Below are 18,445 nucleotides of genomic sequence, written 5' to 3' on the forward strand. Positions count from 1 at the left end.
CTCCTACAAGACGGACAAGGCCGCGGTTTGTCGAACAGCTCAGAGTATCGCCAGCACCGCTTCCGGTGGGCGGCCGATGGCGGCCTTGCCGTTGGCTACCACGATCGGACGTTCGATCAGTTTCGGATGCGCGACCATGGCAGCCACCAGTGCGTCGTCATCAAGTGCGGGGTCGTTCAGTCCGAGCGAGAGGTACTCCTGCTCGCCCGTGCGCAGCAGTTCGCGCGCGGTCATGCCAAGTTGCCGCAACAGCACGGCCAGTTCGGTGGCGCTTGGCGGCGTGTCGAGGTAGTTGACCACCTCGACCTCGTCGCCGCGCTGCTCCAGCAACGCCAGCGTGGCGCGCGACTTGGAGCAGCGATTGTTGTGATAGATGCGCACCATCGTTCAACTCCCGCGATTCGTCACGCCAGAGCGAAACTCAACGATTGCCCGAACGGTTGCCACCGCGACCGGGCGGACGCCCGCCTGCAGGGCCACCGTGACCTTGCGGTCGAGCGCCGTTTTGTGAGCGATTGCCACCTTGTCCCTGCGGACGACCGGAACCCTGCGGGCGATTGCCGCCTTGTCCTTGCGGCCTGCCAGCGCCTTGTGGACGGGCGCCGCCCTGGCCTTGCGGACGTGCTGCCTGATTGCCGTGTGCGCGATTGCCCTGGCCTTGACCTTGACCTTGCGGGCGGCCAGCGTAGGCGGGGCGGCCATCCGGCGAACGGTTGCCGCCAGCGCCGGTGCCACGCGACTCGCCGCCAAAACCGCTGTACGGGCTGCCCGCAGCACGGCCTTCGCCACCTGTCCGCGGCCCACCAAACGGTTTGCCACCGGCCGGTCGGCGATTGCCTGCGGCGCCGCCCGCATTGCTGCGCGGCGCGCCGGGGCGACCACTGCCATCGCGATTTTCGCCGGCGAACCATGTGCGCACCGAGGGCAGTTCCTGGCCTGGTGCCACGCGTCGACTCTTTCCGCCGCGGCTGGCACCACCTGCGCCGCGTTCAGGCCGGGCGACGTTGCCGTTGACTTCCTTGCCGTCGCGACGCGGCGGCTTGCGCCCGCGCGTGGGTTCTTCACGGATGCGATCGTAGGCGCGCAACTCGCGCGCCTCGTCCTGCCCACCGGTCCAGGCGGTGCCTGCACCGCGCTCAGGGCGATACTCGGTGACGCTGCGATTGGCACGGCGCTGGTGCAGCACCGGACTCAGGGTCAGCACCGGTTGCGGCGCACCCAGGCCGGTGGTCTGGCGCAGCTGCTTGACGCTTTCGGCATCGAGCGCTTCACATTCGCCCCGGCGCAGGTTGCGCGGCAATTCGATCTTGCCGTAGCGGATGCGCTTGAGCCGACTGACCAGGAAACCCTGCGAGTCCCACAGGCGGCGCACTTCGCGATTGCGGCCCTCGCGGATCACCACGCGGAACCAGCTGTGGCTGCCGCCGCGGCTGATCACGGCGATCTCGTCGAAGCGGGCCGGCCCATCGTCCAGATCCACGCCGGCTTTCAGGCGCTCAATGATTTCATCGGGCACTTCGCCATGCACGCGGCACAGGTATTCGCGCTCGAGGCCGCTCTTCGGATGCATCAGGCCGTTGGCGAGTTCGCCATCGGTGGTCAGCAGCAGCAGGCCAGTGGTGTTGATGTCGAGCCGGCCCACGGCGACCCAGCGCGCACCCTTCAGGCGCGGCAACTGTTCGAACACGGTGGGGCGGCCCTCGGGATCGTCACGGGTGGTCAGCACGCCCTCGGGCTTGTGGTAGATCAGCACCTCGGTTTCGTCGCGGCTGTCGGTGGCGACGACGAACTGCTTGCCGTCCATGACCACGCGGTCACCGGCCTTCACGCTCATGCCGATTTCGGCGGGTGCGCCATTCAGTTCGACTTCGCCGGACTGGATGCGCTGCTCGAGCATGCGGCGCGAGCCGAGGCCCGCGTTGGCCAGCACCTTGTGCAGGCGCTCTTCCAGGGCGGGAGCGTCGGTGTCGATGCGCGGTTCGCGCTTCAGGGATAAAACGGATTTTTGCGGCGCAGTCATGCGCGGTACTCCTTGGGATCTTGCTCGGCGGTGTCGGATTCGACGTCCGCGGCGGGGTTCGCTGCCTCATCGGCAGTGGCAATCGGATTGTCGACGGGTGGGTTCGTGTCGGAACCAAGCTCGTTGGACTCGGGTGAAATGACCGGCGCGTCGGCGTCGGCCGTGATGTCGCTGTCTTCGGCATCTGCGGAGTCCGCGGATGCATCGTGGTCAATATCTGTTTCGTTGCCGCCGGTTTGCGCTTCCGCTTCGATTTCCGTTTCGGCCGGGACGTCCTCGTCCGGGTCGATCGGCAGGTCACGCACGATGCGAGCGGGCAGGGGCTCCGGTTCGAAGCGCAACTGCGGGTCTTCCATGTCGCGGATTTCCGACAGCGGCGGCAGTTGGTCCAGCGATTTCAGGTTGAAGTAGTCGAGGAACGCGCGGGTGGTGCCGAACAGCGCCGGCTTGCCGGGCACGTCGCGGTAGCCGACCACGCGGATCCACTCGCGCTCTTCCATCGTCTTGATGATGTTGGAGGACACCACCACACCACGGATCTGCTCGATTTCGGGGCGGGTGATCGGCTGGCGATAGGCGATCAGCGCCAGCGTTTCCAGCAGCGCGCGCGAGTAGCGGCTGGGGCGCTCGGTCCACATCCGCGAGATCCACGGATGCACGTCCTGGCGCACCTGGTAGCGGAAGCCGGAGGCGACTTCCTTCAGCTCGACGCCGCGGCCCGCGCCATCCTCACCCAGCGCCTCCAGCGCCCTGGCGATCTGGCCGTGATCGACCTCGTCGGTTTCATTGAACAGATCGCCGAGCTGATGGACGGTCATCGGCTGGGTGGAAGCCAGCAGGGCGGCCTCGATGATGGGTTTGAGTTGCTCGATCTGCATAGCCTTGGGTCGGATGCCGGTTTGGCCGGTATCGTTCAGTGGGTGTCGTTCATTCGCCGGACGATTCGATCAGTGCCGATTCGCCCGCCTGTGTGTCGTCCATCGGTAACTCGACCAATTCTTCCGGATGGCTCACTTTCGCTTTCACGTAGATCGGGGCCAGCGGCTCTTCCTGGACGATTTCAACCAGCATTTCCTTGGCCAGCTCCAGCATCGCCAGAAAGGTCACCACGATGCCGAGACGACCTTCGGTGGGGTCGAACAGGCTCTCGAAGCGGTGGAAGCTGCTGTCGTCGAGCCGGCTCAACAGTTCGCCCATGCGCTGGCGCACGCTGAGCGCCTCGCGCTTGATCGCGTGATGCCCGAACAGTTCGGCCCGGTGCATCACGTCCTTCAATGCCAGCAACAGTTCGGTCAGCTCCAGCGGCGGCGGCAACTTGATCACGTTGCGTTCGCCCACGTCCGCATGTACCACCGCGCTGTCGCGTTCCTGTCGGGGCAGGGCCTCGATATCCTCGGCCGCCCGCTTGAACCGCTCGTACTCCTGCAAGCGCCGTACCAGTTCGGCACGCGGATCCTCTTCCAGTCCTTCTTCGGCCGGCGGCCGCGGCAGCAGCAACCGCGACTTGATCTCGGCCAGGATCGCGGCCATCAGCAGGTATTCGGCGGCCAGCTCCAGCCGCATCACATCGCGCATCAGGTCGATATAGGTCATGTACTGCCGGGTGATCTCGGCAACCGGAATGTCCAGAATGTCCAGGTTCTGCCGGCGGATCAGGTACAGCAGCAGGTCCAACGGGCCCTCGAACGCTTCCAGGATGACCTCGAGCGCGTCCGGCGGGATGTACAGATCCTGCGGCATCTGCAGCATCGGCTGGCCGCGCACGATGGCCAGCGGCATTTCCTGCTGTTGCGGCACCGACGCGAACGCGTTATGCGGCTCGGCGACCGGGCTCTCTGGCTCGACTGGCTCAGTGATCATCAATGCATATCATGGGGCCGCCTTCAGCGGCTGGCGGTGCGTTCAACACGATCGGAATCACTCACATGTCAGCGCAACACGGAATGTCCGTACTCGGAACACGGCGGTGAGGCGGTATTCCCGGGGTACTGCGTTCTTCACATCTTCAGCCGAGGCGCGGCGGACGCCATCGTCACGACGGGCATGATGAAACCACTCGACGGTGGTTCGGTCAGGCGGGTCGTCAAGCGACCATTGTTCGTCAGTTCCGGGTTGTCAGCCACGGCAAAGGCGCAAGTCACAAGTGGCGAAAAAGCAACGCCGGGGACTGTTCACTGGTCGGTTTGAGAGCATCGGTGGTAACCAAGGGTTGCCGGAAGTGTTCGGCAAGCTGTTTCCATGGATCCACGCGTGGATCAAAGAGTAACGGCTCGCTGGCGGCAAGTCCAGCGGGATGCGTCGGCAATCCATCGAGGCCATGAATGCCCGATACGCCGAATGGCGATTTTCGGTTTCATGCAGAAGCGGCGGCTGTCACGGCATATCGACCATCGGCGGTGGATGGATGGGAACCTAGCGCCGAGCGGCGGCATGTGACCTAAAGCGTCGATCTGCAGCAGAGGGATGTCAACGCAATGCGACTTCACCGGAAAAGCCGCGAGAATCCAGCGGCTCCGTACTCGTACCCATGCCGGTCTTTTGGCTACGATGCGGACTCGGGGGCGCTGTGCGGCGCTTTCCTTGAAACGGACCTGGTGACGTGAGGAGTGTGTGGCCGACATTCGAACGTCGAACGGTCAAGCCATCGGCAGATGTGCTGGCACGACGATTGCTTGCGTTGGTGGCAGCGACTGCAGAAGTGCCTGGAGCCGGCGATCGGTTGGTCGCGGCAGCAGCGAATGATGCAGCGGAAACATTTCAGAATGATGTTGTGGATGTCGCGTCATTGCCGGGGGCGGACGCAAGCGCAAATGGACGGTACGACTGATGGCGATCGATAAAGACGAAAACGGTGGATCCGGCCCCGAGCAGCTGCGCCCGGCGCGCATGCAGATCGAAACGACGGTGTTGATGAGCCGCGACGGGGAGTCGCATCCGACCGAATTGGTGGATATCTCGGCCACCGGTGCATTGTTGCGCCGTCCGCTGGGATGGTCCGGCGATGTCGGGCAGCGCTGGGTGCTCGACATGATTTTCGGGCACAACCTGCACATTCACCTGGAAGCTGCGGTGGCGCGCATTTCCGAGCATCACATCGGCTTTTCCTACAGCCGCATTCCCGAGGATAAGCAGGTCCCGCTGTGGAACCTGCTGGGTGGTTACGCCGACATCCTCGAATACTGGAAAGACGGTTGAGCAAAGCCGCCCAGATATGAAAAACGCCCGCAATGCGGGCGTTTTCTGTTTCGGATGCCAGATGGAACCTCAGGCGGAAGCTTTCTTCTCGTCGCGCAATTCTCGGCGCAGGATCTTGCCCACATTGCTCTTGGGCAGACTGTCGCGAAATTCAATCAGCTTCGGCCGCTTGTAGCCGGTGAGGTTTTCGCGGCAAAACTGCTTGAGTGCCTCTTCGGTGAGGTTCGGGTCCTTGCGCACCACGAACAGCTTCACCACTTCTCCGGAGTGCTCGTCCGGAACGCCGACCGCGGCAACCTCGAGCACGCCGGGATGTTCCATCACGGTGTCCTCGACCTCGTTTGGATAGACGTTGAAGCCGGACACCAGGATCATGTCCTTCTTGCGGTCGACGATATAGAAATAGCCGTTCTCGTCCATCTTCGCGATGTCGCCGGTATGCAGCCAGCCGTCGGCGCCGAGTACCTTGGCGGTCTCGTCCGGACGTTGCCAGTAGCCCTTCATCACCTGCGGACCGCGAACCATCAGTTCACCGACTTCGCCGAGTGGCAATGGCTGGCTTTCCTCTGACCAGATCGCCACGTCGGTGGACGGTACCGGCAGACCGATCGAGGCGTTGTATTCCTTGAGATCGAGCGGATTGATGCAAACCGCCGGCGAGGTCTCGGTCAAACCGTACGCTTCTGCCAGCGTGCAACCGGTGATTTTTTTCCAGCGCTCGGCAACGGCGCGCTGTACCGCCATGCCGCCGCCCAGGCTCAGGTGCAGCTTGGAGAAATCCAGCTCGGCGAACCCCGGCGTGTTGAGCAGGCCATTGAACAGCGTGTTGACGCCAGTCAGGGCGGTGAAGCCGGACTGCTTCAGCTCCTTGACGAAACCGGGCATGTCACGCGGATTGGTGATCAGCCAGTTCAGACCGCCAAGACGCGTGAATACCAGTCCGTTCGCGCACAGCGAAAAGATGTGATACAGCGGCAGCGCGGTGATGATCACCTCTTCGCCCGGCTTCGCGTTGTTGCCGATCCAGGCGCCGGCCTGCAGCATGTTCGCGATCATGTTGCCGTGGGTGAGCATGGCGCCCTTGGCGACGCCGGTGGTGCCGCCGGTGTACTGCAGGAAGGCAATGTCGTCGTGGTTCAGCGAGACCGGCTGCAACGGATGCGCGTCGCCGCGTGCCAGCGCATCGCGGAAACGCACGCCATGCGGCAGATCAAAGGCCGGCACCATCTTCTTGACGTGCTTGAGCACGAAGTTGATCAGCACACCCTTCAGACCCAGCAGGTCGCCGATGCCGGTGGTGACGATGTGCTGCACGCTGGTTTCGGCAACCACCTGCTGCAGGGTCGCGGCGAAGTTGTCCAGCACCACGATCGCCTTCGCACCGGAGTCTTCCAGCTGGTGTTTCAGTTCGCGCGCGGTGTACATCGGGTTGGTGTTGACCACGATCAAGCCGGCACGCAATGCGCCGAACAACACGATCGGATACTGCAGCACGTTCGGCATCATGATCGCGATGCGATCACCCTTGCCCAGCTTGAGCTCGCCGGTGAGATAGCCGGCGAACTGGCGGCTCATCGCGTCGATCTGGCTATAGCTGAGCTGGTGGCCGAAATTGGAGAACGCCGGACGTCCGCTGAAGCGCGCGAACGCTTCTTCCAGCACCGCCGGCACCGAAGCGTATTCGTTGACGTCAATCTGCACGGGTACGCCTGCCGGATAGTGATCCAGCCACGGACGTTCATTGCTCATGCTCGGGTTCCCTGTTCGTGTCGATGACGGTGTTTCGATGACATGTTGATGATGGCTCCGGGATGACGGCATCATGAGCCATGCGTCGGTTCATTGGAGCATACGCCCGCGTATAGCGGCAAGCCGCACCGCAGCGAGTTTCATCCATGATTCGATTGATAAAAACCGTCCGTCAGCTGACTGCTGTCGCGCTGCTCGTGCTGGCTTTGCCGGCCTGTCATCGTACGCCCGATGAAGCGCAGGTCCGCGAGGCGATTGCCGCTGTCGCGCAGGCGGCGGAGGCGGGTTCGGCCAGCCGTGCGGGTACACCGCTCAGCGAGGATTTCGACGGCAACGCAGGCACGCTCGATCGGCGCGGATTGACCGGCATGATCCGGCTGCTCGCACTGCGTGGCGAGCATATCGGCGTGACGATGGGGCCGGTGTCGATCGAACACCGCGGCGAGCGGATGGTGGCCACGTTCACCGTGACCTTGACCAGCGGGGGCAGGCTGCTGCCTGATCAGTTGGGTCTCTACCAAGTCGAATCGGCGTGGCGCAAGGAAGACGGCACCTGGCGTTGTTACACGGCAAGCTGGAAACACCCCATGTCGTAGGAGCCCGCTGGCGGGCGATGCTCTTGCGTTCGCCGCGAAGAAGCATCGCCCGCCAGCGGGCTCCTACGATTTTCGTCCTGCGCAAAGCTCACCCTGAAACTCAGGCGGCCTTCTTGCCGGCCAGCTGACGCAGCACGTATTGCAGGATGCCGCCGTGACGGAAGAACTCCCGTTCTTTCGGCGTCAGCAGCATCACGTGCACGCTGAACTGCTTCGTGCTCCCGTCAGCCGCAGTCGCGGTGACGATGGCTTCCTTCGACTTGCCGTCGTCGAGACCGGTGATGTCGAAGGTTTCCATGCCGGTCAGGCCCAGCGATTTGGCGCTCTCGCCGTTCTTGAACATGCACGGCAGCACGCCCATGCCGACCAGGTTCGAGCGGTGGATGCGCTCGAAGCTTTCGGCGATCACGGCCTTCACGCCCAGCAGAAGTGTGCCCTTGGCAGCCCAGTCGCGCGACGACCCGGTGCCGTACTCCTTGCCGGCCAGCACCACCAGCGGGGTGTTGCTTGCCTTGTACTTCATCGCGGCGTCGTAGATCGCCATCTGCTCGCCAGTCGGTACGTACTTCGTGTAGCCGCCTTCGACGCCGTCCAGCATCAGGTTCCTGATGCGGATGTTGGCGAAAGTGCCGCGCACCATCACGTCGTCATTGCCGCGGCGCGAACCGTAGGAGTTGAAGTCCTTCGGCGCGACACCCCTGGAAATCAGGAATGCGCCCGCCGGGCTGTCCTTCTTGATCGAACCGGCCGGCGAGATGTGGTCGGTGGTGATCGAATCGCCGAACAGGCCGAGCACGCTGGCGCCGTGGATGTCATCGATCGTGCCGACCTGGAGGGTCATGCCGTCGAAGTAGGGCGGGTTCTTGATGTAGGTGGAATCGTCCCACTGGAACAGTGCGCCGTCCGGCGAGGCGATCTGGTTCCAGCGGCTGTCGCCCTTGAACACGTCGGCATAGTTCTTTTCGAACATCGCCGGGTTGATCGCACCGGCGATCGCATCGGAGATTTCCTGGTTGCTCGGCCAGATGTCTTTCAGGTAGACCGGATGGCCGTCGCTGCCGGTGCCGATCGCATCCTTGGTCAGGTCGATGTCCAACGTGCCGGCCAGGGCGTAGGCGACTACCAAAGGCGGCGAGGCCAGGTAGTTCATCTTCACTTCCGGATGCACCCGGCCTTCGAAGTTGCGGTTGCCCGACAGCACCGAGGCGACCGCGAGGTCACCCTCGCCGATGGCCTGGCTGATCTCGACCGGCAGCGGGCCGGAGTTGCCGATGCAGGTGGTGCAGCCGTAGCCGACGATGTAGAAGCCGATCTTTTCCAATTCCTTCAGCAGGCCGGTTTTCTCCAGGTAATCGCTGACCACCAGCGAGCCCGGGCCGATCGAGGTCTTCACCCACGGCTGTGCCTTCAGGCCACGCGCGGCGGCCTTCTTGGCGACCAGGCCGGCACCGAGCATCACCGCCGGATTGGAGGTGTTGGTGCACGAGGTGATCGCGGCGATCACCACCGAGCCATCGCCGACCTTGAAGCTCTGGCCGTCCTTCTCGACCCGCACGCCACCGTTGGTGATCGCATTGGCCGGATTGCCGATCGCGGTGGCGCCGCCTTCGTTGGCGAAGTCGTCCACGGCCTCGCTCTTCGGCTTGCGGTTGGCGGTCAGCGCGCCGACCACATCGTGGAAACTCTGCTGCACACCTTCCAGCAGCACGCGATCTTGCGGACGCTTCGGGCCAGCCATCGACGGACGTACATCGGCGAGGTCGAGTTCAAGCGTGGTGGTGAATACCGGCTCGACCGCGTTCTCGTCGTGCCACATGCCCTGGGCCTTGGCGTACGCCTCGACCAGCGCGATCTGCGCGGTGCTGCGGCCGGACAGCTTCATGTAGTTCAGCGCTTCCTGGTCGACCGGGAAGATGCCGCAGGTCGCGCCGTATTCCGGCGCCATGTTGGCGATGGTGGCGCGATCGGCCAGTGGCAGGTGCTTCAGGCCGTTGCCGAAGAACTCGACGAACTTGCCGACCACGCCGAGCTTGCGCAGCATCTGGGTGACGGTGAGCACCAGGTCGGTGGCGGTGACGCCTTCGGCCAGCTTGCCGGTCAGCTTGAAGCCGACCACCTGCGGAATCAGCATGGAGGAGGGCTGGCCCAGCATCGCCGCCTCGGCCTCGATGCCGCCCACGCCCCAGCCCAGCACGCCGAGGCCGTTGATCATGGTGGTGTGCGAGTCGGTGCCGAACACGGTGTCCGGATAGGCCCAGCTTTCGCCGTCGATGTCGGAAGTGAACACCACGCGGGCCAGGTGCTCCAGGTTCACCTGGTGCACGATGCCGGTACGCGGCGGCACCACCTTGAAGTTGTTGAACGCTTTCTGGCCCCAGCGCAGGAACGAATAGCGCTCCTGATTGCGCTCGAACTCGATCGCCACGTTCTGTTCCAGCGCACTCTCCGAACCGTACACGTCGACCTGCACCGAATGGTCGATGACCAGTTCGGCCGGCGCTAGCGGGTTGATCTGGGTGGCGTCGCCGCCGAGTTTCACCACGGCGTCGCGCATCGCGGCCAGGTCGACCACGCAGGGCACGCCGGTGAAATCCTGCAGCACCACGCGCGCCGGCATGAAGGCGATTTCGGTGGCCGGCTCGGCCTTGGCGTCCCACTGCGCGATCGCCTCGATTTCCTTCGAGGTGACGTCGACGCCGTCCTCATGGCGCAGCAGGTTTTCCAGCAGGATCTTCAGCGAGTACGGCAGCCGCTTCAGGTCATAGCGCTGGCCCAATTTGGCCAGGCTGGCGAAGACATGGCGCTGGCCATTGACCTCGAGGGTGTCGCGTACGGAAAAGGTGTCTTTCATGGGGACGTGCTCCTGGCTGAATCCTGCGGCTGGGATGACTGAACAGAGCTGTCGGACGGTGGCATGGGTTCGCCGTTTCGACAAAAACGCAATTATCGCGCAAAACCCCGCATGGCCGCGAACCAGCCCGCCTGCAGTGAAGGTGGTGTGCATGGTTCGCAGGACGCCTGCCGGGCGGCGCTGGCGGGTACACTGCGTCCACGCTCGTGGCTGACCACGCCGCACAGGATGGGCCCGATGATCAACGCACGCAAACGCCTTTGATGACATGCAGCATTCGATGATTTCGATGGGTCTTGCTGCCGTCTCGCTGCGCGATCTGGCGCTGGTGCAGGCAGTGCATCGGCACGGCAGTTTCAACAGCGCGGCGCGGGCGATGCACATCAGTCCGTCCGGGTTGTCGCACCAGGTGCAGAAGGTGGAGCAGGCGTTGAGCGCTCCGCTGTTCGAGCGCGGCGGGCGGAAGATCGTGCCGACCGCAGGCGGCCAGCGGCTGTTGCAGCAGATCGACGCGGTGCTGGCTTCGGCGGAACACCTGCAGCAGGTTGCGCGTGCCGGCGAAGTCGCCTTCGGTGGCGAGTTGCGATTGGGTGTGCCGGCCTCCCTGGGGCCGTATCTGCTGCCGCATTTGATCACGCCGTTTCCGCAACATTTTCCGGGCGCGCGGCTGGGCATCTCCGAGGGCAAACCGCGCGGCCTGTTGCGTCGGTTGGGCGAGGGCGAACTCGATGCGGTGCTGGCACCGCCGACGCCGACACTCAGCGGGATCGCCTCGCGACCTTTGTTCTTCGAACCGTGGGAATTGATGCTGCGTGCCGACCATCCACTGGCCGGTCAGGATGACATTGCGCTGGAGCAACTCGATCCGGCCGAGGCTACCCTGATGGCCGAGAGCCACGCCGATGGCCTGCACAGCGAGGGCGGCGAACATGGCCACGTGCAGGACGTTAGCCTGGAAAGCCTGGCTGCTCTGGTCAGTCTGCGCGGCGGCTACGCGCTGGTGCCTGCACTGGCGCACGAACGGCTGGCTTCGATGCCGAACATCGCACTGGCGAAGCTCAAGGGGCAGGCGAGTGGCCGCGAGATCGCGCTGTACTGGCGCGATGCCTCGCCCTGGCACGAGGACTTGAAGGCATTCGCCGAGTTGCTGCGCAAGTTGGCGCGGCAGCGGCCGGGCCTGCGGGTCAGGGGCGCGAAAGCGTAGGAGCCCACGTGTGGGCGATGCTCTTTCCTCGGGTAGGTGACGAAAGGCATCGCCCGTTAGCGGGCTCCTGCGGGTTTTCCGGGCGCTCTCAAAAAAGAAGGCCGCCTTGCGGCGGCCTTCTGCTCACTTGCGTGAAAACGAAAACTCAACCGCGCGAAGCGCGCTTGCGGTCGTTCTCGGTGAGGTTCTTCTTGCGCAGGCGGATTTCCTTCGGGGTGATCTCGACCAGCTCGTCGTCGTCGATGAAGTCCAGCGCCTGTTCCAGCGTGAACTTGATTGCCGGGGTCAGCTGGATCGCATCGTCCTTGCCCGAGGCGCGCATGTTGGTCAGCGGCTTGGGCTTGATCACGTTGACGGTAAGGTCGTTGTCCTTGGCGTGGATGCCCACCAACTGGCCTTCATACACGTTGTCGCCTTCGGCGGCGAACAGCTTGCCGCGTTCCTGCAGCGGCCCGAGCGAGTAGGCCGGGGTGGTGCCGCCAGCGTTGGCAATCATCACGCCGTTGAGGCGCTTGGCGATCTGGCCATCTTCCTTCGGGCCGTAATGGTCGAACACATGGAACAGCAGGCCCGAGCCCTGGGTCAGGGTCTTGAACTGGTTCTGGAAGCCGATCAGACCCCGCGCCGGGATCTCGTAATCCAGACGCACGCGACCCTTGCCGTCGGACTCCATGTTCTTGAGCTGACCCTTGCGCACGCCGAGCCTTTCCATCACGGCACCCTGGTGGATTTCCTCCACGTCGACTACCAACTGCTCGATCGGCTCCATCTTCTGGCCGTCGATTTCCTTGATGATCACTTCCGCACGCGACACAGCGAGCTCATAGCCTTCGCGGCGCATGTTCTCGATCAGCACGGAAAGATGCAGTTCGCCACGGCCGGAGACCAGGAACTTGTCGGCGTCGGAACCTTCCTCGACCTTCAGTGCCACGTTGTGCACCTGTTCGCGATCGAGACGTTCGCGCAACTGGCGACTGGTGAGGAATTTGCCGCCGGAAAGATCCTTGTTGCCAGCGAACGGTGAGTTGTTGACCTGGAAGGTCATCGAAATCGTCGGCTCGTCCACCGTCAGTGCGGGCAATGCCTCGGGCGTATCCAGCGCGCAGATCGTGTCGGAGATGGTCAGGTCGGCGATGCCCGAGATGGCCACGATGTCGCCGGCCTCGGCACTGTCCTGCTCGATCCGCTCCAGGCCCAGGAAGCCCAGCACCTGCATCACCTTGCCCTGGCGCTTCTTGCCGTGACGGTCGATCACGCTGACCGGCATGCCCTTTTTCAGGGTGCCGCGCTGGATGCGACCGATACCGATCACGCCGACGAAGCTGTTGTAGTCGAGCTGGCTGATGCGCATCTGGAACGCGCCGTCAGGATCGACATCCGGCTTCGCCACATGCTGCATGATCGCCTCGTACAACGGCGTCATGTCGCCCTCGCGGACATCGTCGGTGAGGCCGGCGTAACCATTCAGCGCAGAGGCGTAGACGATCGGGAAGTCCATCTGTTCCGGCGTGGCGCCGAGGCGGTCAAACAGGTCCCAGACCTGCTCCACGACCCACTCGGGACGCGAGCCCGGACGATCGACCTTGTTGATCACCACGATCGGCTTGAAGCCCATCGCGAAGGCTTTCTGCGTCACGAAGCGGGTCTGCGGCATCGGGCCGTCCATCGCGTCGACCAGGATCAGCACCGAATCGACCATCGACAGCACGCGCTCCACTTCGCCGCCGAAATCGGCATGTCCCGGCGTGTCGACGATGTTGATGCGGTTGCCTTTCCAGGTGATCGCCGTGTTCTTGGCCAGGATCGTGATGCCACGCTCTTTTTCCTGATCGTTCGAGTCCATCACGCGCTCGGCCAGCACGGTTCGCTCGGCCAGCGTGCCGGACTGCTTCAGCAGGCAGTCGACGAGGGTGGTCTTGCCGTGATCGACGTGGGCGACGATGGCGATATTGCGCAGGTTTTCGATTGACATGGGATCGACTCGGGTGGCGCTTGGAGCCACCACGTGGGTTATCAGAAGGATTAACCCGAGGATTATACGGATTTACATGACAACTTGCCCGTATTTGTGCACAAGGCCTCCCCAGGCGGGAATCCTGGCCCCGAGCGGCGTGACGGGCGTTCAAGGCAGCCTGTCCATTTCGTCGAACCATCGCCACGGGTCGATACTCCGCATTTATCGGATGCTGCCGGTCGGTGCCGGCATCGGCCATCAACGAGGAGCCCGCGATGAGTGACGTCGAATACGGCGAGGTGCGAATCACCGTGCATCGTGGTCACGACGATCTGCTGAGCGCCGGGCTTGGCCTGGCCGGACTGGCCGGCATACCGCTGCTGTTTTCCAATCCGCTGCATCCCGCCGCGGAAGAGCTGCGCCGCAGGGCGATCCAGTCCAGCTGGAAAGGCATTGCCGATCTCGGTCCGCTTGGCGGGTACGGTCGCGTGTATGGCAACGTGCCCGACGTACCGGGGCGCGAATATCAGGCCTTTGCGAGTATTCCCGGCTCGCAGGCGCCGCATCGCGTGCTGCTGCAGCTGCCGGATCATTTCGACCGGCGCAAGCGCTGCCTGGTGGTGACCGCCTCGTCCGGTTCGCGCGGCGTGTATGGCGCCATCGCGCTGGCCGGCGCGTGGGGCTTGCCGCGAGGCTGCGCAGTGGCATACACCGACAAGGGCGCCGGTGCCGGTTATTTCGATTACGCCGACGACAGCGGCGTGGCGCTCGATGGCCGCCGCGCGAAACGTGGCGAGGTGGCGCTGGAGTTCGAGCCGCCGTCCGCGGCGCCGACCGTGGGCATCGCCGTGAAGCATGTGCATTCGGGTGACAACCCCGAGGCCGATTGGGGCAGGCATGTCATCCAGGCGGCGCAGTTCGGGTTGGCCATGCTCGATCGCGCGTTTCCGGACGACGCACCATTCACGCCGGAAAACACGAAGATCATTGCCGCCGGCTTGTCCAACGGCGGCGGCGGGGTGCTGCAGGCAGCCGGCCTTGATGGCGCGAACTTCTTCGCCGGGGTCGTGGCGCTGGAGCCCAACGTGCACACGGCCGGGCACGGTCGCGCGTTGTACGACTACGCCACCGAGGCGGCGATCTGGCTGCCGTGCGCGTTGAACAGCAAACGTTTCGTCAGCGCGCCGTTTGCGCGGATGCCGGACGGCGCGCCACTGCCGGCCTGGGTGCTGCGCTGCGCGAGCCTGCGTGCGCGTGGGCAGTTGGGTGGTCACACGATGGCAGGGCAATCGGAGCAGGCCTATCAGTATCTTCGCGCCAGGGGCTGGACTGATGAAGCGATGGCTACGGCGGCCAGTTCGACCGCGTTCGATCTGTGGCGGACGATCACGGCAGGTTATGCCTCGTCCTATCTGCGTCGTGGGATTGCCGACATGCCATGCGGCTTTCACTACGCCGCGGTGGGCATGGGCGGCCTGCCCAGTGTGACCGACCCTCTGACGCGAGCGGCCTGGTGGGCGGATGGATCGGGTATTCCTCCCGGCAATGGCATTGGTCTGTTCGGCGGCATGGACGTTTCGGCCGATCCCGCCCTGAAAGGCAGCGAATGTCTTCGCGCGCTGTGGATCGGGGACGACCATGAAGCACAGGCGCTGCAGGCGTCGATCGCCGCCACCGCGGTGAAGCTGCCGCGCATCGATCTGCCGCTATGGGTGGTCCATGGCGCCAGCGATGGATTGTTGCCGACCGCGTTCAGCTCCGAGCCGTACGTCGCTTGGCTGCGAAACGAGGGGCGCCAGCCGTTGTACTGGAAAGCGCCGCATGCCCAGCATTTCGACGCATTCCTCGCGTTGCCGGGTTTCGGTGAACGCCACGTGCCGCTGCTGCCGTACGGCTATGCGGCGCTGGACCGGTTGTGGGCGCATTTGTACGAGGGAGCGACCTGGCCGGGCGAGGTATCGACACCAGCCGCGCGACCGCGCGGCACCGGTGTGCTTGAGCACGGCATGCTGGGGCTAACCTGAGCATGGATGGCGGCCGGCGCTGATTCACCTGCTCCGGCTGGGTTATTCTTCACAACCCCCGTATCCGTGTCGTGGCACGGTGCAGCTTTTGAACCCAAGGATTTGCGATGACCATCAATGTCACCTTTACCACCAACCGCGGCCCGATCCATCTGCGCCTGCACGAAGACAAGGCGCCGGTCACGGTGGCCAATTTCGTCAATCTGGCGAAACGCGGGTATTACGACGGGTTGTCGTTCCATCGCGTGATCGCCGACTTCATGGTCCAGGGCGGTTGCCCCGAGGGTAGCGGTCGCGGTGGTCCGGGCTACAAGTTCGAGGACGAATTCAACGCCTCGCTGCGTCATGACAAGCCGGGCGTGCTGTCGATGGCCAACGCCGGACCACGCACCAATGGCAGCCAGTTCTTCATCACCCATGGCGCTACGCCGTGGCTGGACGGCAAGCACAGCGTGTTCGGCGAAGTGGTCGATGCGGCGGACATGGCCGTGGTCAACACGATCCAGCAGGGCGATACCATCGAGAAGGTCACCGTGGAGGGTGACGTCGACGCATTGCTGACTGCGCAGTCCGACCGCGTGAAGGAATGGAACGCGGTGCTCGACCAGCGCGGCTGAGCTGCAAGTCGTCGATTCGCAAGAAACCGCCGGTGCGTACCCGGCGGTTTTTTTTGTGCGCTGTGGTCATGACACTGTCCGCGCCGTGAGCCTATGATCGGCTGGCTACACGCGCATTCATTCACCAAGGAGAACGACCATGTCATTTCTCAATGATTTGCTTGGGGGTCAGGGACCATCGACGGATGCTACCGGGCAGGTGGGAGCCGGCTCGATGATTGCCATCGCCGGCCAACTGATCGAGAAAGCCGGCGGTGTGCAAGGCCTGATCAGCATGCTGCAGCAACACGGATTGGGCGGAGCGGTGCAGTCATGGGTTGGTACCGGCACGAACCAGCCGGTATCGGGCGACCAGTTGGGTCAGGCGCTGCAGAATGGCGGTATGGGTTCACTGGTGCAGGAAGCCGCCGGCAAGCTCGGTGTCGACCCGAATGTCTTGCTGGGCGGGCTGTCGAAGGTGCTGCCGCACGCGGTCGATCACATGACACCGGATGGTCAGGTACCGGCGCAGGGCGAAGGCGGCGGGTTCGATCTGGGCAAGCTGGAGGGATTGGCCGGCTCGCTGCTCGGCTGAAAACAGCGTCCCGGCGGAAGGATCCTTCCGCCGGGACGACGATCAAGCCGTTTTGCGCCTGATCAGGTGATAGATCAACAACAGCACGATGGCGCCGATCACCGAGGCGATGAAGCCGGCGGTTTGTCCGTCCTGATACCAGCCGAACACGTTCTGGCCCACCCATGTCGCCAGAAACGAACCGGCGATGCCGATGATGGCGGTGATGATGAAGCCGCCCGGGTCCTTGCCCGGCATCAGCAACTTGGCCACCAGGCCGACTACCAGTCCAATCACGAATACCCAAAGCCAATGCATGTGGATCTCCTTCGATCGTGAGGTTGCGGTGTCCGTCGTGCGGACGGACACATCATGCCGCGTTCCACGGGGTATTGCAGCAGACGGACCGGTGGCGGCACGAGGATGCCTGCAGCGTGATAAAATCGCCGCCTTTGCTTCCTCCCCCGTGCGTGAGATACCCATGCCCCAGCTCGCCCAGCGTGTCGGTCGCGCCAAACCCAGCGCGATCATGGTGATAGCCGAGAAGGCGAAGCAGCTCAAGGCTGCCGGCCGCGACATCATCAGCTTTTCCATTGGCGTACCGAACTTCCTTCCCGGTGAGCACGTATACGCCGCCGCGCGCGAGTCGCTGTCGCACGACTCCGGCCAGTATGGAAGCAACCGGGGGGCCGAGGCGCTGCTGGACGCGTTTCTGAAACACATCGAAGCGCTCGGTTTTTCCGGCTACGGCCGCCCGAACCTGTCGATCGGCATCGGTGCCAAGCACGTGCTGTACAACCTGGCTGAAGCGTTGCTCGACGAAGGTGACGAGATCTGCTTCGCCGCGCCGTACTGGACCACCTACCGCGATATCGCCGACATCGTGGGCGCGAAAATCAACGTGATGCATTGTGGGCCGGAGCAGAATTACAAGCTCACCCCGGCGCAGCTCGATGCGGCGCTGGCGCGCAAGCCGAAGGTGTTCCTGTTCAACAACCCGTCCAACCCGACCGGCATGGTCTATACGGGTGAGGAGATCGCCGCGCTGGCCGAGGTGCTGGTGAAGCATCCCGACACCTGGGTGATCACCGACGACATCTACAATTCGATGGTCTTCGATGGCCTCGGTTACCACAACTTCGTGTTCGCGAAACCCGAGTTGCGCGAACGGGTGGTGTTTGTCGACTCGGTATCCAAGACCTATGGCATGCCGGGTTGGCGCGTGGGCCTGATCGCCGGACCGGAGGAGGTGGCCAAGGCGGTCACCACGCTCAACTCCAATCACATCACCAGCCTGCCCGAAGTGATCACCGCGGCCGCGGTGGCTGCGCTGAGCGGCCCGCAGGATATTCCCCAGGCAAAGTGCAGGGAATTCGCCGGCAGGCGCGATACCGTATTCGCCGCGCTCAGCGCCATTCCTGGCGTAGTGTGTCCGCGACCACAGGGCGCGTTTTACGCATTCCCCGACATTTCGGTGGCCTTCGGCAAAAGTCACCATGGCGCGAAGATCACCAACGACGTCGAATTCTGCGCCGCACTGCTGGAAGCCAAGGGCGTTGCCTGCGTGCCCGGCTTCGCTTTCGGTGAGCCGCGTGCCATGCGTATTTCCTATACGTGTCCGCCCGAGCAGCTGGAGCCGGGCCTTGCACGCATCACCGAATTCTTTGCCGAGCTGGTCTGAA

Annotated in this window: 15 protein-coding genes; 7 read left to right on the top strand and 8 right to left on the bottom strand. The window is 63.8% G+C overall.

Annotation, left to right across the window (positions count from 1 at the left end; all coding sequences use genetic code 11):
* Positions 1-39: 39 nt before the first annotated feature.
* The 4 genes from arsC to ACPPVV_RS07745 are packed head-to-tail and all read right to left on the bottom strand — an operon-like array spanning position 40 to position 3,880.
* Entirely contained in the window at positions 40-384 is a 345-nt protein-coding gene (gene arsC, locus ACPPVV_RS07730; RefSeq protein ID WP_426702873.1) for an arsenate reductase (glutaredoxin), read from the bottom strand.
* A gap of 37 nt (positions 385-421) precedes the next feature.
* Entirely contained in the window at positions 422-2,020 is a 1,599-nt protein-coding gene (locus tag ACPPVV_RS07735) for a pseudouridine synthase (protein WP_426702874.1), read from the bottom strand.
* Positions 2,017-2,898, bottom strand: coding sequence for an SMC-Scp complex subunit ScpB (gene scpB / locus ACPPVV_RS07740; RefSeq protein ID WP_426702875.1), 882 nt, complete (start codon positions 2,896-2,898; stop codon positions 2,017-2,019). Before scpB ends, ACPPVV_RS07735 begins: the two co-directional genes overlap by 4 nt.
* A gap of 49 nt (positions 2,899-2,947) precedes the next feature.
* Positions 2,948-3,880, bottom strand: a complete 933-nt coding sequence (locus tag ACPPVV_RS07745; protein ID WP_426702876.1) for a segregation and condensation protein A — start codon at positions 3,878-3,880, stop codon at positions 2,948-2,950.
* A 966-nt stretch (positions 3,881-4,846) separates the two neighbouring features.
* On the opposite strand from ACPPVV_RS07745, the gene ACPPVV_RS07750 reads away from it, so the two are divergent.
* Positions 4,847-5,215 (top strand): PilZ domain-containing protein, encoded by a 369-nt coding sequence (locus tag ACPPVV_RS07750; RefSeq protein ID WP_426702877.1) that lies wholly within the window; start codon positions 4,847-4,849, stop codon positions 5,213-5,215.
* A gap of 69 nt (positions 5,216-5,284) precedes the next feature.
* Here the strand turns inward: ACPPVV_RS07750 and ACPPVV_RS07755 are convergent, their stop codons facing one another.
* Positions 5,285-6,964: an AMP-binding protein gene (locus ACPPVV_RS07755; protein WP_426702878.1), complete on the bottom strand. Its 1,680-nt coding sequence runs from the start codon at positions 6,962-6,964 to the stop codon at positions 5,285-5,287.
* Between the two features lie 146 nt (positions 6,965-7,110).
* Here ACPPVV_RS07755 and ACPPVV_RS07760 point away from each other — a divergent pair, with 146 nt between their 5' ends.
* A complete protein-coding gene (locus tag ACPPVV_RS07760) occupies positions 7,111-7,560 on the top strand; it encodes a hypothetical protein (RefSeq protein ID WP_426702879.1) in 450 nt (149 codons plus the stop codon).
* 100 nt (positions 7,561-7,660) lie between these two features.
* Here the strand turns inward: ACPPVV_RS07760 and acnA are convergent, their stop codons facing one another.
* Complete coding sequence (gene acnA / locus ACPPVV_RS07765; protein ID WP_426702880.1) at positions 7,661-10,411, bottom strand: aconitate hydratase AcnA; 2,751 nt, start codon at positions 10,409-10,411, stop codon at positions 7,661-7,663.
* Between the two features lie 268 nt (positions 10,412-10,679).
* On the opposite strand from acnA, the gene ACPPVV_RS07770 reads away from it, so the two are divergent.
* Positions 10,680-11,615, top strand: coding sequence for a LysR family transcriptional regulator (locus tag ACPPVV_RS07770; RefSeq protein WP_426702881.1), 936 nt, complete (start codon positions 10,680-10,682; stop codon positions 11,613-11,615).
* Positions 11,616-11,760: 145 nt separating this feature from the next.
* On the opposite strand, the gene typA is transcribed toward ACPPVV_RS07770, so the two are convergent.
* The gene (gene typA, locus ACPPVV_RS07775) at positions 11,761-13,587 is read right to left on the bottom strand and encodes a translational GTPase TypA (protein WP_426702882.1); all 1,827 of its coding nucleotides are present in this window, start codon (positions 13,585-13,587) and stop codon (positions 11,761-11,763) included.
* A 257-nt stretch (positions 13,588-13,844) separates the two neighbouring features.
* Between typA and ACPPVV_RS07780 the strand changes: the two genes are divergently transcribed.
* The 3 genes from ACPPVV_RS07780 (at position 13,845) to ACPPVV_RS07790 (ending at position 16,784) form a co-directional block, all read left to right on the top strand.
* Entirely contained in the window at positions 13,845-15,593 is a 1,749-nt protein-coding gene (locus ACPPVV_RS07780; protein ID WP_426702883.1) for a 3-hydroxybutyrate oligomer hydrolase family protein, read from the top strand.
* 107 nt (positions 15,594-15,700) lie between these two features.
* Entirely contained in the window at positions 15,701-16,210 is a 510-nt protein-coding gene (locus ACPPVV_RS07785) for a peptidylprolyl isomerase (protein ID WP_426702884.1), read from the top strand.
* A gap of 139 nt (positions 16,211-16,349) precedes the next feature.
* On the top strand, positions 16,350-16,784 hold the full coding sequence (locus ACPPVV_RS07790; protein WP_426702885.1) for a YidB family protein: 435 nt from the start codon (positions 16,350-16,352) through the stop codon (positions 16,782-16,784).
* Between the two features lie 42 nt (positions 16,785-16,826).
* Here the strand turns inward: ACPPVV_RS07790 and ACPPVV_RS07795 are convergent, their stop codons facing one another.
* Positions 16,827-17,081: a GlsB/YeaQ/YmgE family stress response membrane protein gene (locus ACPPVV_RS07795; RefSeq protein WP_426702886.1), complete on the bottom strand. Its 255-nt coding sequence runs from the start codon at positions 17,079-17,081 to the stop codon at positions 16,827-16,829.
* A gap of 163 nt (positions 17,082-17,244) precedes the next feature.
* On the opposite strand from ACPPVV_RS07795, the gene ACPPVV_RS07800 reads away from it, so the two are divergent.
* Positions 17,245-18,444: a pyridoxal phosphate-dependent aminotransferase gene (locus ACPPVV_RS07800; protein WP_426702887.1), complete on the top strand. Its 1,200-nt coding sequence runs from the start codon at positions 17,245-17,247 to the stop codon at positions 18,442-18,444.
* Position 18,445 lies beyond the last annotated feature (1 nt).

It is taken from the genome of Rhodanobacter sp. Col0626 (assembly GCF_049994385.1).
Classification (GTDB): domain Bacteria; phylum Pseudomonadota; class Gammaproteobacteria; order Xanthomonadales; family Rhodanobacteraceae; genus Rhodanobacter.

What these genes read in the sequence shown, in the direction of transcription:
- typA (WP_426702882.1), bottom strand. Translation starts at nt 13,587, where the DNA reads ATGTCAATCGAAAACCTGCGCAATATCGCCATCGTCGCCCACGTCGAT.
- ACPPVV_RS07790 (WP_426702885.1), top strand. Translation starts at nt 16,350, where the DNA reads ATGTCATTTCTCAATGATTTGCTTGGGGGTCAGGGACCATCGACGGAT.
- ACPPVV_RS07800 (WP_426702887.1), top strand. Translation starts at nt 17,245, where the DNA reads ATGCCCCAGCTCGCCCAGCGTGTCGGTCGCGCCAAACCCAGCGCGATC.
- arsC (WP_426702873.1), bottom strand. Translation starts at nt 384, where the DNA reads ATGGTGCGCATCTATCACAACAATCGCTGCTCCAAGTCGCGCGCCACG.
- ACPPVV_RS07755 (WP_426702878.1), bottom strand. Translation starts at nt 6,964, where the DNA reads ATGAGCAATGAACGTCCGTGGCTGGATCACTATCCGGCAGGCGTACCC.
- ACPPVV_RS07735 (WP_426702874.1), bottom strand. Translation starts at nt 2,020, where the DNA reads ATGACTGCGCCGCAAAAATCCGTTTTATCCCTGAAGCGCGAACCGCGC.
- ACPPVV_RS07780 (WP_426702883.1), top strand. Translation starts at nt 13,845, where the DNA reads ATGAGTGACGTCGAATACGGCGAGGTGCGAATCACCGTGCATCGTGGT.
- ACPPVV_RS07770 (WP_426702881.1), top strand. Translation starts at nt 10,680, where the DNA reads ATGCAGCATTCGATGATTTCGATGGGTCTTGCTGCCGTCTCGCTGCGC.
- ACPPVV_RS07745 (WP_426702876.1), bottom strand. Translation starts at nt 3,880, where the DNA reads ATGATCACTGAGCCAGTCGAGCCAGAGAGCCCGGTCGCCGAGCCGCAT.
- acnA (WP_426702880.1), bottom strand. Translation starts at nt 10,411, where the DNA reads ATGAAAGACACCTTTTCCGTACGCGACACCCTCGAGGTCAATGGCCAG.
- ACPPVV_RS07760 (WP_426702879.1), top strand. Translation starts at nt 7,111, where the DNA reads ATGATTCGATTGATAAAAACCGTCCGTCAGCTGACTGCTGTCGCGCTG.
- scpB (WP_426702875.1), bottom strand. Translation starts at nt 2,898, where the DNA reads ATGCAGATCGAGCAACTCAAACCCATCATCGAGGCCGCCCTGCTGGCT.
- ACPPVV_RS07795 (WP_426702886.1), bottom strand. Translation starts at nt 17,081, where the DNA reads ATGCATTGGCTTTGGGTATTCGTGATTGGACTGGTAGTCGGCCTGGTG.
- ACPPVV_RS07750 (WP_426702877.1), top strand. Translation starts at nt 4,847, where the DNA reads ATGGCGATCGATAAAGACGAAAACGGTGGATCCGGCCCCGAGCAGCTG.
- ACPPVV_RS07785 (WP_426702884.1), top strand. Translation starts at nt 15,701, where the DNA reads ATGACCATCAATGTCACCTTTACCACCAACCGCGGCCCGATCCATCTG.